Consider the following 15,549-nt stretch of genomic DNA (forward strand, 5'->3'; position numbering starts at 1 on the left):
TATGAGTTCATGGAATATGACATCCATTGCGAGAGTAAATTAGGACACTATATAGTTATGACGTTGTCCTATTAAAATATGACTTTTGATAGAAAAATTTATGATTTTTTTCATGCACATGCTGACTTAGTCATTCTGATTATCATTATTGGTGTACAAGAAAGAGAAAACCCCTTCTCTCTGAATATTATTCAAGGAGAAGGGGTTCATGACTTATTTTTTAAAAAATATTGGTTCATTCTTATCGTTGACCGTATAAGGAAGAGAATAAGCAGGTACAAAATCACTGTTTTCCACGAGGAGCTTTCGTATATCTTCACCAGGTTTGTAGGAGCTTTTCTGCTTTTGAATAGCATCATACAAATCAGGACGATAATCTACAAATACATCTCCCTGTCCATTAACAATTAAAGAAAGACTATTCCCTGTATATGGGCTAGTAACGACAGGAGGTTCTTTCATATTCAATTTTTTATAATTAATAGAGAATACGCCGGGAGCGATGACGTCTTTAAACGGCACGTACCCTTTATGATTTTGACGGTATATATTCAAATGTACGTTAACATCTTGAATCGTATCCGCTATCCGTAAGTCTAATAATTTAACCGTCGGCTTTGTTTCTGCATCCACAAGCACGTACGCAAATATCCCTCCACTTTCATACGAATTCCCAGGTGCGTCTTGCATGTATCTAGGAACAATTTTCGTAAAGTCAATCGGATATTTTTGATAAATCGGCGTGTCCATATCTTTCGTTTTTATCGGCAATAAGCCTCCGCTTTCTTGTTTAAATTGATCAACCGCCGTTTGCACGGAAGCAACTTGATCTTTATAAGGAACTTGATTTTGAGACATTCTTTCCGCCGGGTACAAACAACCGGATAATACAAAAATGGTTAACCCAACAATAGACGTTAGCATGAATTTTTTCATTTTTCTCACCCTACCATATGTACATTAAGCATCTGTCGGCCCGCTGAATACAACAATTACCATAATAAGACCTGCTACAATCATAAGCGAATAGGCAATGAAAGCGAGTACAATTTTACCAATGCGGTTCGTAATTTTATAACGACTAAAGTAAATAGAAAATACCGAAATAAACATAAATACAATGGAACCCAATGAAATCCACATCTTTAACAAACCTGGCGACAAATTGCATCCACTCCTTTTTTCACCGTTATTATAACATAAGGACTTATAGTTAAGATGGATATTGATAGAACTTTCTAAATTCACTATTTATTTACCTTCCAGTGATTCATGCTCTATAGTAATTACTTTCCTATTAAATTGACAAATTCCTGCTTTTTCACATAAAAAAATCGAAGCGAAGGGGGCTCTTCGCTTCGATCATAACTAAATATTCCCATACTAACAGTTCTACTCATCTTTATTTACACGTTATTTTATGCAAGTAAATGATTTTGGGTATCACCAATTGCCTATTTTTTCATATTTCTTTGCACTTAATTTAATTTTTCTCCTAAAACATTCGCTAAATCTTCCATTTCATGTGTTTTAGTACGAGACATAAGCGCGTCTACTGCATCCTTTGCCTTCACATCATTAAACAGTACATTATATAAAGCATCAGCAATCGGCATTTTTACGTCATATTTTTGAGATAGCTGGTAAGCTGCTTTCGTCGTGCGTACACCTTCTACAACCATTCCCATATTTTCTAATACTTCGTCTAAATTTTTGCCTTTTCCAAGAAGATTACCAGCGCGCCAATTTCGAGAATGAACGCTTGTACACGTTACAATCAAGTCTCCAATCCCGGTTAAACCTGAGAACGTCAGAGGATTGGCACCAAGCACAGTACCTAAACGAGCGATTTCAGCTAAGCCACGAGTCATAAGAGCGGCCTTCGCATTGTCACCATATCCAAGTCCATCCGTGATACCAGCAGCAAGAGCAATAATATTTTTTAACGCTCCCCCAATTTCCACACCAATCACATCAGGATTTGTATAAACACGGAAGTACTGCTGATTATTAAATAAATCCTGCACTTTTTCTGCTGCTTGTATATTTGTTGAAGCTGACGTCACAGTTGTGGGCTGCCTTCTACTTACTTCTTCAGCATGACTCGGACCTGATAAGACAACGATGTCTTTTGTATCAATTTCTTGTTGAATCATTTGAGATATACGTAAAAGAGAATCCGGTTCAATCCCTTTACTTACGTGAACAATTGTAAACAGTTCATCGGTAAGGGATTTTAGCTGCTGCAACACTTCACGAATGGCCTTCGTTGGAACAGCTAAAATAAGGGTTTCAACACCCTCTATTGCCTTTTCTAATGACGTAAAACCTTTAATCTGATGAGGAAGCTCTACACCAGGCAAATATTTTTCATTCTGATGCGTCTCGTTAATTTGATCAATGACTTGTTGTCTATGTCCCCAAATGCGAACATCGTGTCCATTTTCCGCCAATACGAAAGCTAATGCAGTTCCCCAGCTCCCTGCTCCTAGTACAGCTATTCTTTCCACGCCGATCACACCCTCTATTATTTTCTTGGTCTTGCAATAATTTTAATTGGAGTTCCTTCGAATCCAAAAGCTTCACGAAGCTTATTTTCTAAGAAACGTTTATATGAAAAATGCATTAGCTCAGGATCATTTACAAACACAACAAAAGTTGGCGGCTTGATTGCTACTTGAGTTGTGTAATAGATTTTTAAGCGGTTGCCGTTGTGAGTAGGCGTAGGGTTCATTGCTACTGCATCCATAATCACATCATTTAAGATGCTTGTTTCTACACGTACCGCATGGCTTTCGCTTGCAAGATCAATCATTGGCAATAGCGTATGCGTACGTTTTTTCGTTTTAGCTGAAAGGAATACAATTGGAGCATATGTTAAGAACTGAAAATGCTCACGTATATTTTCTTCAAATTTTTTCATTGTTTTTTCATCTTTTTCTACTGTATCCCATTTGTTCACAACGATGACAACAGCTTTTCCAGCTTCTTGTGCATAGCCGGCAATTTTCTTATCTTGTTCAATAATACCCTCTTCAGCATTTAATACAATTAAGACAACATCTGAGCGTTCAATTGCCTTTAATGCGCGCAGTACGCTGTATTTTTCAGTACTCTCGTACACTTTTCCACGCTTTCTCATTCCAGCTGTATCAATAACAACATATTCTTGATCTTCTTTTGTAAATTTTGTATCAATGGCATCGCGTGTCGTTCCGGCAAGATCACTGACAATAACACGGTCTTCACCTAGAAGAGCATTAACTAATGAAGATTTTCCTACGTTAGGACGACCAATCAATGAAAATTTAATGACGTCTTCTCCGTAATCTTCGTCTTTTTCTTTTGGAAAGTGCTTAGCTGCCTCGTCTAGCAGGTCACCTAAACCTAAACCGTGCGTTCCTGAGATTGGGAACGGTTCTCCATATCCTAGTGCGTAGAAATCATAGATTAATTCTCTCATTTCAGGATTATCTACTTTATTAACAGCTAGGACAACGGGCTTTTTGGATTTGTATAAAATTTTCGCCACTTCTTCATCAGCTGCAGTAATTCCATCGCGTCCATTCACTAGAAAAATGATTACGTCCGCTTCATCAATTGCAATTTCTGCCTGCTGTTTGATCTGTTCTAAAAATGGCTCATCTCCAATATCAATACCGCCAGTATCAATAATGTTAAAGTCCATATTCAGCCACTCACCTGAACTATAGATACGATCACGAGTTACACCCGGAATATCTTCTACAATAGATACTCGCTCTCCTACAATTCGGTTGAAAATTGTTGATTTTCCTACGTTGGGACGACCAACAATCGCAATAATTGGTTTTGGCATACGATTCTTCCCTTTCCTTGATCTTTTTTATGTATCGGCAACCAGTCTTTAATCGACTAAAGGTATTTATCTACATGTACAAATAAATAAGATCATTCTTTTTTCAGAAATTGAGGCCATGCAGCGTGGCATGACCTCTACTAATCGATCATAAGCGATAAAGCAGGCTTTTTATCAGCTCTATTTTACACCAAGCTGATTAACTGCCTATCCGCTGAATAAGCATTACTCTTTCAATCAAACAATTTTATCAAAAATCACCGGTAACAACAATATAATTTTACGAAATCTCTTCTTCTATTTGTAAGTACTTTGCTTTTGCCTGTGAGACTTCAGCACGTACAAATCTAAATAAGCAGAGAAATAAACCAGCATCTCCCAAATAAACATAGCTCCTACTGCTGTTGCTAAAACGTCGAGTGTCCGAAGAGACCCTACTTCATAAGATGCAATATCTCGAATGACAACTGCGTATAAAAAATCTCCTCCAACTACACCTAAAATGATCGCTGCGAATCTTTTTTCAGCATCTTTAATCACCATAAAGCAAATATATAAGATAAGTCCAGTCAGAATCCACTTACGATCAATAAAAATCCATACAGGATCATAGAGCTCAAGTAAACAAAAACCAGCATAGGCAATTATTATAATGCCGCATACAATAACATAATATAACTGCTGAAACCTGCTGTAGCCTGAAGCATAAACACACGCTACCCCCACTAAAAACAAAGCGGTGTAGCTACATGAAAACTGAGCCATATGCATGTTCATTCCGCTTAGGAGTATACTGATTAATATAATGGCTGCTCCCTTCCAACGCCTAGGTGTTTTGGGCATAAGAAAAGTCGCAACAATCCATCCCATCCACGAAAGCCAATAAAAGAAAATTCCGTCCACTGAATATGGCACCTCCTCTACCTGTCATCAGTATGTATCAATTTGGTAAAACTTAATCGGAGTTTTAGAATAGAACCCCTTATTTTGGACAACCTATCAGAAAAAAGGAGGGAATCTAAAATGGGAAAAGATCGTCAAGAGAAAAAATTAAAAGAATCAAAACGAGTTGAATCTGACCGTGATCAAGGACTTCACTATCCGGGAGCAACTAGCTTGCAAAGTCCTGAAGAAGCGCGCGAGTTAAATGAGCATAAATAAAAAAATGCGCTGACTAAGTCAGCGCATTTTTTATTTTAAAACTGGATGTGAAACAGGATAGGAACGTTCTTTTTTTCCTGTAAACAAAAAGAGAACTCCTCCCACTAACAATAGTGCTCCTGACAAATAAAACCCGAATTCCATACTTCCAAGTTTATCTGCAAAATATCCGGTAATGTAAGGTGCAAAGATCGATGACAGCATGCCGCTGAAGTTGAAAAAACCGTACACTTTAGAGTACATGGACGATGGAGTAATATCCGCCATATACGAAATCAAAATCGGATCTAATGCTAATTTACCTATCAGACCGTACACAATTAAGCCGATTAATAGCCAAGAATAACTCTCTGTATAGGGAATAAAAAATTGACATAAAGCGCCCGCTACTGACAAACTCACAATTAATGCTTTTTTATTTGCAATCCGATCAGATATATACCCAAAGAAGATTGCTCCTGGAATAGACGCCCAAGGTACTAAAGATGCTATGATGCCTGTTTGAGACCCTTCTAAGCCTCGCGAGTGCTGCAAATAATAAGGAAGCCACGTCAGCATCCCAAAAAATCCGTAAAGAGAGCAGAAGATTAAAATGTATACGAAAATATGATTTCTTGTAAATAATACTTTTAGCGACTGCTTTGTTTCTCTATTTGGTGAATTTTTTTCTTGATCCCTTTGCTTATCTTTTACAAAGAAAGCTATTAAAATAGCTATCACTATAGTCGGAATAGCAAATAAGTAAAAGGTAAACTGCCATTCTTTTTCTAACGTATATGTAATGTATGTAGAACCGATAAAACCAAGTGATATACCAAAAGCCATTCCACTATTAATGAGCGCAGACACTAAACCTCGGTATCTTTCGGACGTGATGCTTGAAGAAATTCCGTATTGTGAACCATAATACGTTCCTTCTCCAAGCCCTGTCAGCGCCCGCATGAGTAAGAACATACCGAAAGTAGTTGTAAGTCCTGTGAAAAATGTGGCAACTCCAAACAAGATGTATCCAGCTACTAAGATCTTAACGCGACCAAATCGATCTGCCAAAAAACCCGTTGGAATTTGCATAGCTGCATACGCTGCAAAAAACACGGTAGACATTAGTCCAAGTTCAGCTTTATTAAGATCCCACTGCGCACCGATATCTCCCATAACCGGAGATAAAATATTACGATCTGCATACATGAAAACCCAGCCTAAAAAGAAAAGAAAAATTGTAAATATAGGATGCCCCTTTTTCATTACGCCACCTCTTTTTCTGATTTTTCTGTTTATTTAACTTATTATAAGGGGCTAACGTTTGGGATTTCATGCTTTTTGTCACTTCTTCTGCCAACATTTTTTGTTTTTTTAAATGAAAACGCGATCATTTATCTTTTAAAGAAATAAAAAAGCACGCAGTCAACTGCATGCTTTTTTATGATCTGTTATTAAATGTTTCTATAGATACATTTCGCTGAGTCAGCCAGCTATGGGTATCTCCTGTAATAACTAGAGGCATTTGCTGAAGCTTAGCAATAGAAGTTGCTCCTAGCGCAGCCATGATGAACGTTAACTCCTCATGCAGCTCGGCTATCTCTTCTACAACTGCTTCTAAACCAGACTTCATTAAAATGGATAAAAAATATCCTGCCATTCCCGTTGCAGAAGCTCCTAACGCAATAGACTTAGCAATATCCATAGAGGTTTGAATACCTCCTGAACCAATAATGGACATACCTTCTACGTGCTGAGATACTTCTGCTAAAGAAGCTGCTGTGGAAATTCCCCAATCATTAAAGAAGTGAAAATGTTTTGCTCGTCTTTCATTTTCGATTTTCGAAAAATTGGTACCACCGTACCCACCAATATCAACGATTTCAACACCAACATCTTTAAGTTTTTGCACTGCTTGAGCGCTCATCCCAAAACCTACTTCTTTGACAATTACAGGAACGGTTACTTCTCGGACAATGCGTTCAATACGACGTAATGCATCGGTAAAATCACGATCTCCCTCCGGCATGACCAGTTCTTGTATAACATTTAAATGAATTTGAAGTCCATTTGCTTCAAGCATATCAACCGCTTTTTTAGCTTGTTCAACTGTAGCTTCACTGCCTAGGTTGGCAAAAATAATTCCGTTAGGGTTTTCTTGACGCACTACTCTGTATGATTGTTCTTCCTTTTCATCTTTAATCGCAGCCATCTGCGATCCAACGGCCATTGCTAATTGACCATGATGAGCAATTTGAGCAAACGAACGGTTAATCCGTTCCGTTTCTTGTCCGCCTCCGCCCGTCATAGCATTTATAAAAATTGGCGAACTTAACAAAAGTTCGCCAATTTTTGTATCAATATGAACATCGTGCACGCCTGTATTTGGTAAGCTATTATGAACGAAGCGAATATCATCTAGCCCGTGCAGCCTATGCTGTCCCGTTTGAATCGCATGATGAATGTGATCAATTTTACGTTTTGCTCTGCTCACAAATCATCACCATTACTTATCTTAATTTTTTTAATTGATCCCCAATCATATCACCTAATTGGAAACCTTTTGACTCTTCTTGTAATTCATAGTCACCGTAATCTTCTTGTTCTTCTTCCTCAAGATCACGAATGCTTAACGAAACGCGTCGTTCTTGTTCATTCACATCAAGTACTTTCACCGTCACTTTTTCGCCTTCAGAAAGCACTTCATGCGGTGTCCCGATATGCTTATGGGAAATTTGAGAAATGTGTACAAGTCCTTCTACTCCAGGTAGAACTTCCACAAAAGCTCCAAAAGATACAAGTCTTTTAACGGTTCCTTCTACTACATCACCTTGGCGAAGCTTCGTAGAAATGTTGGACCATGGACCTTCTAACGTATTTTTAATAGATAATGAAACACGCCCCGTTGATTTGTCAACAGACAATACTTTGACTTTCACAGTATCTCCCTCAGCTACTACGTCTGAAGGTTTTTCTACACGCGTATGTGAAAGCTGAGAAATGTGCACTAACCCATCTACTCCGCCTACATCTACAAACGCTCCAAAGTCTGTTAAGCGCTGAACGGTTCCTTCTAAAACCTGACCTTCTTTTAATGACTCAAGAACATTTTCTTTTTGTTGTACAAGCTCTTCTTCTACAACTGCACGATGCGAAAGGATCACACGATTTTTTTCTTTATCTAATTCCACTACTTTGACTGTAAGAGTTTGATCTTGATACTCTGCAAAATCATCAACGAAATGAGTTTCAACAAGAGAAGCTGGAATGAACCCTCTTACACCAATATCTACTACTAATCCGCCTTTGACAATTTCTTTGACTACCGCTTCAAACACTTCACCTGAAGAAAGTTTTGCTTCTAAACCGTCCCATGCTTTTTCAGCATCTACAGCTCGTTTAGATAACACAAGCAAATCGTCTTCCACTTTAATTACTTTCGCTTCGACTTCGGCACCTTCTTGGATTACATCGCCTGCTTTTTCAATATGTAAGCTCGCTAATTCACTGATTGGAATAATACCGTCTAGTTTGCTGTTAGGTACATCTACATACACTTGCTTTTCTTCTACTTTTGTAATAGTACCTTTTACTGTTTCTCCTACTTCTAATGACGTTACCTCTACTTGATTCATATCTTCTGTCATCGTCTTTTCCTCCTCCAATATCCATCTACAATATGTATTCCCTTGTAAGAGTTCTTCACTCTTTTAGCTCATCATTATTGTATATAGCTCTGTATAGAAAAAACTCTCTTTGTTACTAACTTCTAATAAATAGAATCTTTTGTCAAGTCATAAGGTTACAAACTATTGATATTTTTCAATTAATTCACCAATGCTTTTCATAATAACTTCGGTTACTTCGTCGGCTGATGCTTTTCGTTCGCGAAGCTCATCCATCTGAATTGGCGGTCCGTACACTACTTTTAACCTTGCAAAACGCTTATATGGACCAATAACAGCGCAAGGCACAACAGCTGCTTTTGAACGCAAAGCAAAAAAGCCTACTCCAGCCATCCCTTTTCCTAATTTCCCATCTTTACTTCTTGTTCCTTCGGGAAATAATCCAAGCACTTTTCCTTCTTTTAAAATCTTTAACCCTTGGCGCAAAGCTTCACGATCTGCCATCCCGCGCTTTACAGGGAATGTTTCTAACTTTGGCAGAACCGTCTTCAGAAAAGGTGCGTTAAACAGCTCTGCTTTTGCCATAAACGAAATAGGCCTTGGACATGTCACACCTACAGTAGGCGGATCTAAGTTGTCAATATGATTTGAACAAAGCAAAACTCCGCCTTCTGAAGGGATATTTTCTGCACCGATTACTTCATAACGATAAACTGGTGTTAAAATGCCTTTTACAATGGCACGGGCAAACATATAAAAGCTCAAAATCATCCAATCCTTTCTTTTGTAATAGAAAGTATTTTTTCTACAACTCCTTCAATCGATAAGGAAGTTGTATCGATTTCAATTGCATCTTCAGCTTTTTTAAGAGGTGCTACTTCGCGCTCAGAATCCAGCTTGTCTCTGCGGGCAATTTCTTCTTTTAAACGCTCTAAATTTGATTCAAAACCTTTTTTTATGTTTTCGTCATGGCGTCGCTGTGCTCTTTCATCCACAGACGCTAATAAAAAGATTTTAACTTCTGCGTGAGGAAGCACGTGTGTACCGATATCACGTCCATCCATTACAACGCCTCCATCTTTAGCAAGGCCCTGCTGTCTCGCTACCATCTCTTCACGAACTGCACGATGTTTCGCTACGATGGATACAGAGTTAGTTACTTCTGCAGAACGAATTTCACTTGTAACATTCTGTCCATTTAAGATGACTACCTGTCCAGATTCAGACGGTTTTAAATCGATTACTGTTTCGTTAAGCAAATGCAATAGCTCTTCTTCATTTTGCAAATCTACCTGGTTTTTCTGCGCTTGATACGTTAGAGCACGATACATCGCTCCTGTATCAACATAAATATATGATAAGGTTTCTGCTATAATCTTTGCCACTGTACTTTTCCCAGCAGCTGCAGGACCGTCAATCGCGATTGAAATTTGTTTTTCCATAAGTGCCTCCCTTAATTTCAAAACAGGAACAAACCACTTTCATCTTTTATACAATGAGCCGTTTTATATGAAGCGTTTATAAACGAAAAAAAGAGCAGGGGGTCTTCTCCTGCCTGGTGTTCACTGCATGTTTCTTTCCTAGTTATTCTACCATACGTCCGACTACTGGTCGAATGTTTCAATAATTTTATTAAAATTATTTTTGCTAACTCCCTCATACTGAATAACCTTTGAGAAATATGTACTGTGACTGCTAGATAGTAAAATACATTGGGCAATTATTAAAAACACAAATTGAATAACCACTAATTTAATTAAAATTCGTTCTATTCGATTCACCTTTTTTCTCCTTTTGTAAGAAGTAATACCTTTGCTTACAGTTTAGGAAAGAGAAGTTTTTTTTATACGCTAAAGAAGACCTTTTCTTCTTAGGTCGAGCTGACGCTTTAAGGTATAACGAATCATCATTTCTTTCGTTTGTTTTTCCATATCCATAAATTTAATAGATAGCTGACCTACTTTACAAGAAGTCGGGGCGGTAATTCGTACAACGTCCCCTTTTAATTCAAGATGCTGCAAAGCTCCCTCACGATTAGGAAGACTTAATCGTACAACAACCGAATCTTTCTCATTAAAAAGCAGCGAGTGATGGAAGGAGCCGGCTATTCCACCTGCACTGATGTTTTTAGTCATGATTTCCATTACATCCTGCTGTTCTTGTTCACTTTCTATCACCGCCTTCACTGTAAGCGGCACACGGAAAAAATTTCTTCTTTGGATGGATTTTAACTTTTTATCGCCCGGTTAAAAGAGCTTCACAACAGGCATGCCTTTTATTTCACGCCCTGTTACTTCAGTTGGAAAGGTATATACATTTTGATCATATCCAATAAACGCAGCAAGCAATTTTGTACCTTTTAGTAAAAAAGCACTTCGCTGCGTTTTTTCATTTAGCGGATAGCTAATATAAATTACGTCTTCCGTAAACTCAACTACTTTACATCGATATGTTTGTTGTAATGTAGACTCTCTGTGCCCGCTCTCTAACGTCAACCTCATTCCCGCTTTTATCATCTTCTCTCTCTCCTTCAGTTCCACTATATACACTTTTTCCCTTTATTTAAACATAGTCAAATGTGTTTATTTTGTAAATACAAATTAGTTATTTAGACTCAATAAAATATTACAAAACACAAAAACCAGTGTCTATAGACACCGGTTTTTATCAACTTTACACTTCATTATATAATGGTTCTGAGTTTTGCAGTTTTTCGACTTTTTCTTCAAAACCCGTATCGGCATTGATGAAAATACGATACGTATCATTTTTTATTGTCCCTAAAAACTCATAGCATAGCACTTCTTCGTTTAAATCATTCGTAATAATTGCCAAGCGGTCTTCCATCACTTTTACATTCGAGTTCAGCTTGGTTTTTGCCTGTTCTTTCGAAATTTTAGGTTTTGGAATATCTCTTGTACGATGTTTTAATAAGAAGTCTTTAGCTGAGAAACCAATCACAGATCCATCTTCTAAAGACATTTTCATTTTAACTGAATCCGGATAAATCCGAACTCCACTTTCCGTTTGCTCTACGAATGTAAAGACTCCCATGTTATCATATTGAGCGCTTTCAGCCATCACTAGGCTTTCAAAACGATGATCTTTTAAAAACTTAGTCGCTTTGTTCATAGCATCGTTTAAACTAATATTTTGTTTTTTAATATCTCGATCTTCGAGCACCCAAAGCGGATATCCACCTTTTTGTGTAATATCCATATACGTCTCCTGCTTAGTCTTTGGATCTGTAATGGTTAAGCTGTACACCTCATAATCGGCATCTTTTCCGCTCTTTACAATATGAATTTGTTCATTTCCTTTTAAATTCAAAAACGAACGCGCCACTTGTTTTGCAACATCTTCACTAACTTCTCTACCTTTTAATTGATGAAAAGCGTTTTTTTCCTGCTCATTCGTTGCATTCATAACGCCTAAATCTGTTTCGGCAAAAGAATCCATACTTTTTTCAACGGTTTTTAATCCGTCAATAATCGTATTGTCCCCTTGCTTTTCTTTTGTGGCTAGGGCTAGCTCAACATCCATCCAGCGCAAGTTATTATCAATGACTAGATGCTGTACTTGGCGCATTTCATTTTGAATTTCGCCTGACTGATCATAAAGCGAATTTAACGTTTTATACTCTTTATCTGTTAAGGGGGATTTGCTTAAATCCCTTATCGCCACTTTATACGTAAAGTCACCAACATCTGAAAGAAACTCTTCTGTTTTATTGAACGGCAAAAGCGATAAAGGCAGCTGTCCTACATTGTTATGAGCTTCAGAAGTTAAACGCCATACTTCTGCAAGCGCGGGCGAAAGCTGATCTCTCGAACTCATGGCGAGCGTGCCACCGATTTTATCATTTAACAAATCTAGCTGATATGACAAATCATGAAATGCTCGTTGATACGTATTCTCGGCTTGAAGCAGCACAGCATCTTTTTCTTGATGTTCGCTGTACCCCCAATACCCTACACCTACAACACCAATAGCTAATAATACAATTAAAATTGTTCGAATCATGTTTCCTTCACCTCTCTTTATCGACAGAAAATGTGTTTCCCGATTTGCTTAATTTGAGGACGTGACCAAATCCATGCGCTTGTTGCTGTATCCGGATTAAAGTAATAAATAGCATTCCCAGTAGGATCCCATCCGTTAATCGCATCCATAACCGCTTTTTTAGATGTTGGATTGGGTTCAAGCCAAATTTGCCCATCTGCTACGGCAGTAAATGCACGCGGTTCAAAAATAACTCCAGCAACTGTATTTGGAAATGACGGACTGTTAACTCGGTTCAAAATAACGGCCGCTACGGCTACTTGGCCATTATATGGTTCACCCCGTGCTTCACCATGCACGGCATTTGCCATGAGCTGAATATCGTTTTGTGAAAAACCGCTTGGTACATTCACCGCTGTTGGCTTTTGTGCTTTTTCTTTCTGTTGTTCAGAATTTCCTTTAGACGTATTACGCTGCGGCTGACTGGCAGGTTTTTTTGCTTGAGAAGATCCGTTTTGTGCTTTTTGCTGACCATTGTTCGCGCTGCTTTTCCCACTGCTACCGCTTCCTTTAGACTGTTGATCAAGAGGCTGACCGCCATAGTGCGTAAACTTATTCCCTTTTCTAATTTGATTTTTCACATAGTTTTCGTGATATTTTGTGGCGTTGGCTAATTTAATCTTTGTTTGCCAGCCTGCTAAACCGTCAATCTTTTTAATGCCAAATTCATATTGAAAATTGCGCAGTGCCCAATATGTGCTCCATCCAAATACACCGTCAATTTCCCCATTATAATAACCTAAATACTGAAGTCTCGACTGCAGCTCAATAACGTCATCTCCAACTGCTCCGTGTTGAATGACTTGATTTGAAAACGCGTGAGCGGCCTTTGGACTCACAACGGACGCTGCAATAAATGAACATATGCATATGAGACATGCATACTTTTTAAAACATCGAAATGATAACATGACAAAACCTCCTACATCGTATGTAACTGATAAGATGATAGGAGTATTTTTTGTAAAGGTTGTTTTTTTATACAAGATGCGCAAAATTTACCGAAATGAAAAAAACTCAGCTCGTAAATCTCTCAAAAAAGATTTACAAGCTGAGCCTAGACAATCGATGGCTGTTTGGCCTTTTTTACTTTTCTTAACGCCAGCCACCATAAATAAATCATAAATGGGATAATAATAAATACCCAATGATCCATTGTTTTTAAAATATAATCATATGTTCCATGTAAAATGAGCGGCGCAAATACGGAGTACAGCGTCCACTTCGTTTTTTCCTTTCCTTCAGAAAACTTTGCTTTCCCTAAATAATACCCCATAATGACGCCGAATAAAGCATGACTAGATACGGGTAAAAAGGCTCTTCCTAGCGCTGATTCTAAACCATTTGCAAATAAATATAAAATATTTTCAACGGTAGCAAAACCTAATGAAACAGCTGCCCCGTAAACAATTCCATCATAATGCTCATCAAATTCCACATGCTGATAAATCGTGAAATATAAAATGAACCATTTGAAAAATTCTTCTAAAAAGCTTGTCGTAAAAAATGCTTGAAGAAAAGGTGATTGAAAAACGTGTTCTTCACCAAATACATATTGAATAAACATAATTGGCAAAACAAGCATTGCTCCAAAAATAAATGTTTTTAATACCATTGAAATAGGCTCAGTTTCATATTCATCTTTCAAATAAAAAAAACTTAACAATGCCAATCCTGGCGCAATGCCTGCAGATACAATCGCCAACATAAATAGCGCCTCATCTCCTCTATTTTTTTAATAGTAACATGTTATCTTTAGGATGAAAATCTCCGTCTATAATGTCCTTATCTTTATATGTAAATGCTCACATAACTTGCTGTCGATTTACAAAGCCTAACAAAGACCTTAAACAAGTATACCAAAAAATGTATCATACTTATATGAAAAATTGAAAGGAGCTCTCTATGAAAACTGTTTATATTCTTCACACCGGCGGCACAATCTCTATGAAAGAAGACATGGCAACTGGATCGGTAACACCAGATATTCAAAATCCGCTTCACCGCTCCACATCATCTGTTTCAGGTATGGCTAATGTAATCGTAGAAGAAGCATTTCATCTGCCTTCTCCTCACATTACTCCTAAAGAAATGCTTATACTTTCAAAAAAAATACGAGATAAAATTAATGAAGGCAAAATTGATGCAGTCGTGTTAACCCACGGTACGGACACGCTGGAAGAAACCGCTTATTTTTTAGATTTAACAGTGCATACAAATATTCCAATTGTCTTAACTGGAGCCATGAGATCAAGCAATGAAATTGGTTCAGACGGTCCTTATAATTTTATATCTGCGGTTCGGGTGGCTATTAGTGACGGTGCAAAAGGAAAAGGTGTCTTAGTTGTGATGAACGATGAAATTCATACCGCTGAAAATGTAACCAAGACCCACACAAGCAACGTGGCGACATTTCAAAGCCCTCAGTACGGGCCAATAGGATTAATCACAAAACGCGGCGTATCTTTTCACCATATGCCTACAGAACACGAATTTTATCCTGTCAATCAGATAGATAAACGAATCACTTTATTAAAAGCTTATGCAGGAATGGACGACCATTTATTTCGAGCAGTGGCTTCAATGAATGTTGATGGACTTGTAATTGAAGCTCTCGGCCAAGGAAATCTCCCTCCTCTCACAATTCCAGGCATTCAATTACTTTTGGAGCGAAAGATACCCATCGTGCTCGTTTCTCGCTGTTTTAATGGAATTGCTCAAGATGTATATGGATATGAAGGCGGTGGCAAGCAGTTGAAAGAGATGGGCGTTATTTTTTCGAATGGCTTAAATGGTCCTAAAGCACGCATTAAACTGTTAGTTGCTCTCCAAGTAACAACGAATCACGATGAACTGCAGCAGCTATTTAATCATTAGTAAAAC

General features: G+C 37.9%; 18 protein-coding genes. 2 read left to right on the forward strand and 16 right to left on the reverse strand.

Going from position 1 to position 15,549, the window contains the following annotated elements; genetic code table 11:
• Positions 1–213: 213 nt before the first annotated feature.
• From Q5794_RS22155 to Q5794_RS22175, 5 genes are all read right to left on the reverse strand, one after another.
• Positions 214–936, reverse strand: coding sequence for a hypothetical protein (locus Q5794_RS22155; protein ID WP_214984368.1), 723 nt, complete (start codon positions 934–936; stop codon positions 214–216).
• A gap of 24 nt (positions 937–960) precedes the next feature.
• Positions 961–1,164 (reverse strand): DUF2768 domain-containing protein, encoded by a 204-nt coding sequence (locus tag Q5794_RS22160; protein ID WP_013059020.1) that lies wholly within the window; start codon positions 1,162–1,164, stop codon positions 961–963.
• A 314-nt stretch (positions 1,165–1,478) separates the two neighbouring features.
• Positions 1,479–2,510 carry an NAD(P)H-dependent glycerol-3-phosphate dehydrogenase gene (locus Q5794_RS22165; RefSeq protein ID WP_013059021.1) on the reverse strand — a complete coding sequence of 344 codons (1,032 nt, stop codon included), beginning with the start codon at positions 2,508–2,510 and terminating at the stop codon, positions 1,479–1,481.
• A 17-nt stretch (positions 2,511–2,527) separates the two neighbouring features.
• Positions 2,528–3,838 carry a ribosome biogenesis GTPase Der gene (gene der / locus Q5794_RS22170; protein ID WP_057243147.1) on the reverse strand — a complete coding sequence of 437 codons (1,311 nt, stop codon included), beginning with the start codon at positions 3,836–3,838 and terminating at the stop codon, positions 2,528–2,530.
• Positions 3,839–4,135: 297 nt separating this feature from the next.
• Entirely contained in the window at positions 4,136–4,741 is a 606-nt protein-coding gene (locus Q5794_RS22175; RefSeq protein ID WP_374988435.1) for a hypothetical protein, read from the reverse strand.
• A 120-nt stretch (positions 4,742–4,861) separates the two neighbouring features.
• On the opposite strand from Q5794_RS22175, the gene Q5794_RS22180 reads away from it, so the two are divergent.
• On the forward strand, positions 4,862–4,999 hold the full coding sequence (locus tag Q5794_RS22180) for a YpzI family protein (protein ID WP_013059024.1): 138 nt from the start codon (positions 4,862–4,864) through the stop codon (positions 4,997–4,999).
• Between the two features lie 30 nt (positions 5,000–5,029).
• On the opposite strand, the gene Q5794_RS22185 is transcribed toward Q5794_RS22180, so the two are convergent.
• The 11 genes from Q5794_RS22185 to prsW all read right to left on the reverse strand — a co-directional run bounded on the left by Q5794_RS22185 (position 5,030) and on the right by prsW (position 14,374).
• Entirely contained in the window at positions 5,030–6,244 is a 1,215-nt protein-coding gene (locus Q5794_RS22185) for an MFS transporter (protein ID WP_192996140.1), read from the reverse strand.
• A gap of 175 nt (positions 6,245–6,419) precedes the next feature.
• Positions 6,420–7,472, reverse strand: coding sequence for a type 2 isopentenyl-diphosphate Delta-isomerase (gene fni / locus Q5794_RS22190; protein ID WP_028410733.1), 1,053 nt, complete (start codon positions 7,470–7,472; stop codon positions 6,420–6,422).
• Between the two features lie 16 nt (positions 7,473–7,488).
• On the reverse strand, positions 7,489–8,625 hold the full coding sequence (rpsA, locus tag Q5794_RS22195; protein ID WP_374988436.1) for a 30S ribosomal protein S1: 1,137 nt from the start codon (positions 8,623–8,625) through the stop codon (positions 7,489–7,491).
• A gap of 162 nt (positions 8,626–8,787) precedes the next feature.
• Positions 8,788–9,375 (reverse strand): lysophospholipid acyltransferase family protein, encoded by a 588-nt coding sequence (locus Q5794_RS22200; protein ID WP_328243930.1) that lies wholly within the window; start codon positions 9,373–9,375, stop codon positions 8,788–8,790.
• Positions 9,372–10,046 carry a (d)CMP kinase gene (gene cmk, locus Q5794_RS22205; RefSeq protein WP_013059029.1) on the reverse strand — a complete coding sequence of 225 codons (675 nt, stop codon included), beginning with the start codon at positions 10,044–10,046 and terminating at the stop codon, positions 9,372–9,374. Before cmk ends, Q5794_RS22200 begins: the two co-directional genes overlap by 4 nt.
• A gap of 162 nt (positions 10,047–10,208) precedes the next feature.
• Positions 10,209–10,385, reverse strand: a complete 177-nt coding sequence (locus Q5794_RS22210; RefSeq protein WP_013059030.1) for a YpfB family protein — start codon at positions 10,383–10,385, stop codon at positions 10,209–10,211.
• 69 nt (positions 10,386–10,454) lie between these two features.
• Positions 10,455–10,826, reverse strand: coding sequence for a flagellar brake protein (locus Q5794_RS22215; RefSeq protein ID WP_374989245.1), 372 nt, complete (start codon positions 10,824–10,826; stop codon positions 10,455–10,457).
• Between the two features lie 24 nt (positions 10,827–10,850).
• A complete protein-coding gene (locus Q5794_RS22220) occupies positions 10,851–11,120 on the reverse strand; it encodes a flagellar brake protein (RefSeq protein WP_226897430.1) in 270 nt (89 codons plus the stop codon).
• A 157-nt stretch (positions 11,121–11,277) separates the two neighbouring features.
• Entirely contained in the window at positions 11,278–12,627 is a 1,350-nt protein-coding gene (gene ypeB / locus Q5794_RS22225; protein WP_214984364.1) for a germination protein YpeB, read from the reverse strand.
• A gap of 17 nt (positions 12,628–12,644) precedes the next feature.
• Positions 12,645–13,577 (reverse strand): spore cortex-lytic enzyme, encoded by a 933-nt coding sequence (gene sleB, locus Q5794_RS22230; RefSeq protein ID WP_374988437.1) that lies wholly within the window; start codon positions 13,575–13,577, stop codon positions 12,645–12,647.
• Between the two features lie 146 nt (positions 13,578–13,723).
• Positions 13,724–14,374 (reverse strand): glutamic-type intramembrane protease PrsW, encoded by a 651-nt coding sequence (prsW, locus tag Q5794_RS22235; RefSeq protein WP_013059034.1) that lies wholly within the window; start codon positions 14,372–14,374, stop codon positions 13,724–13,726.
• Between the two features lie 197 nt (positions 14,375–14,571).
• Between prsW and Q5794_RS22240 the strand changes: the two genes are divergently transcribed.
• Entirely contained in the window at positions 14,572–15,543 is a 972-nt protein-coding gene (locus tag Q5794_RS22240) for an asparaginase (protein ID WP_374988438.1), read from the forward strand.
• Positions 15,544–15,549: the final 6 nt, after the last annotated feature.

Source organism: Priestia megaterium (genome assembly GCF_041941685.1).
Classification (GTDB): domain Bacteria; phylum Bacillota; class Bacilli; order Bacillales; family Bacillaceae_H; genus Priestia; species Priestia megaterium_C.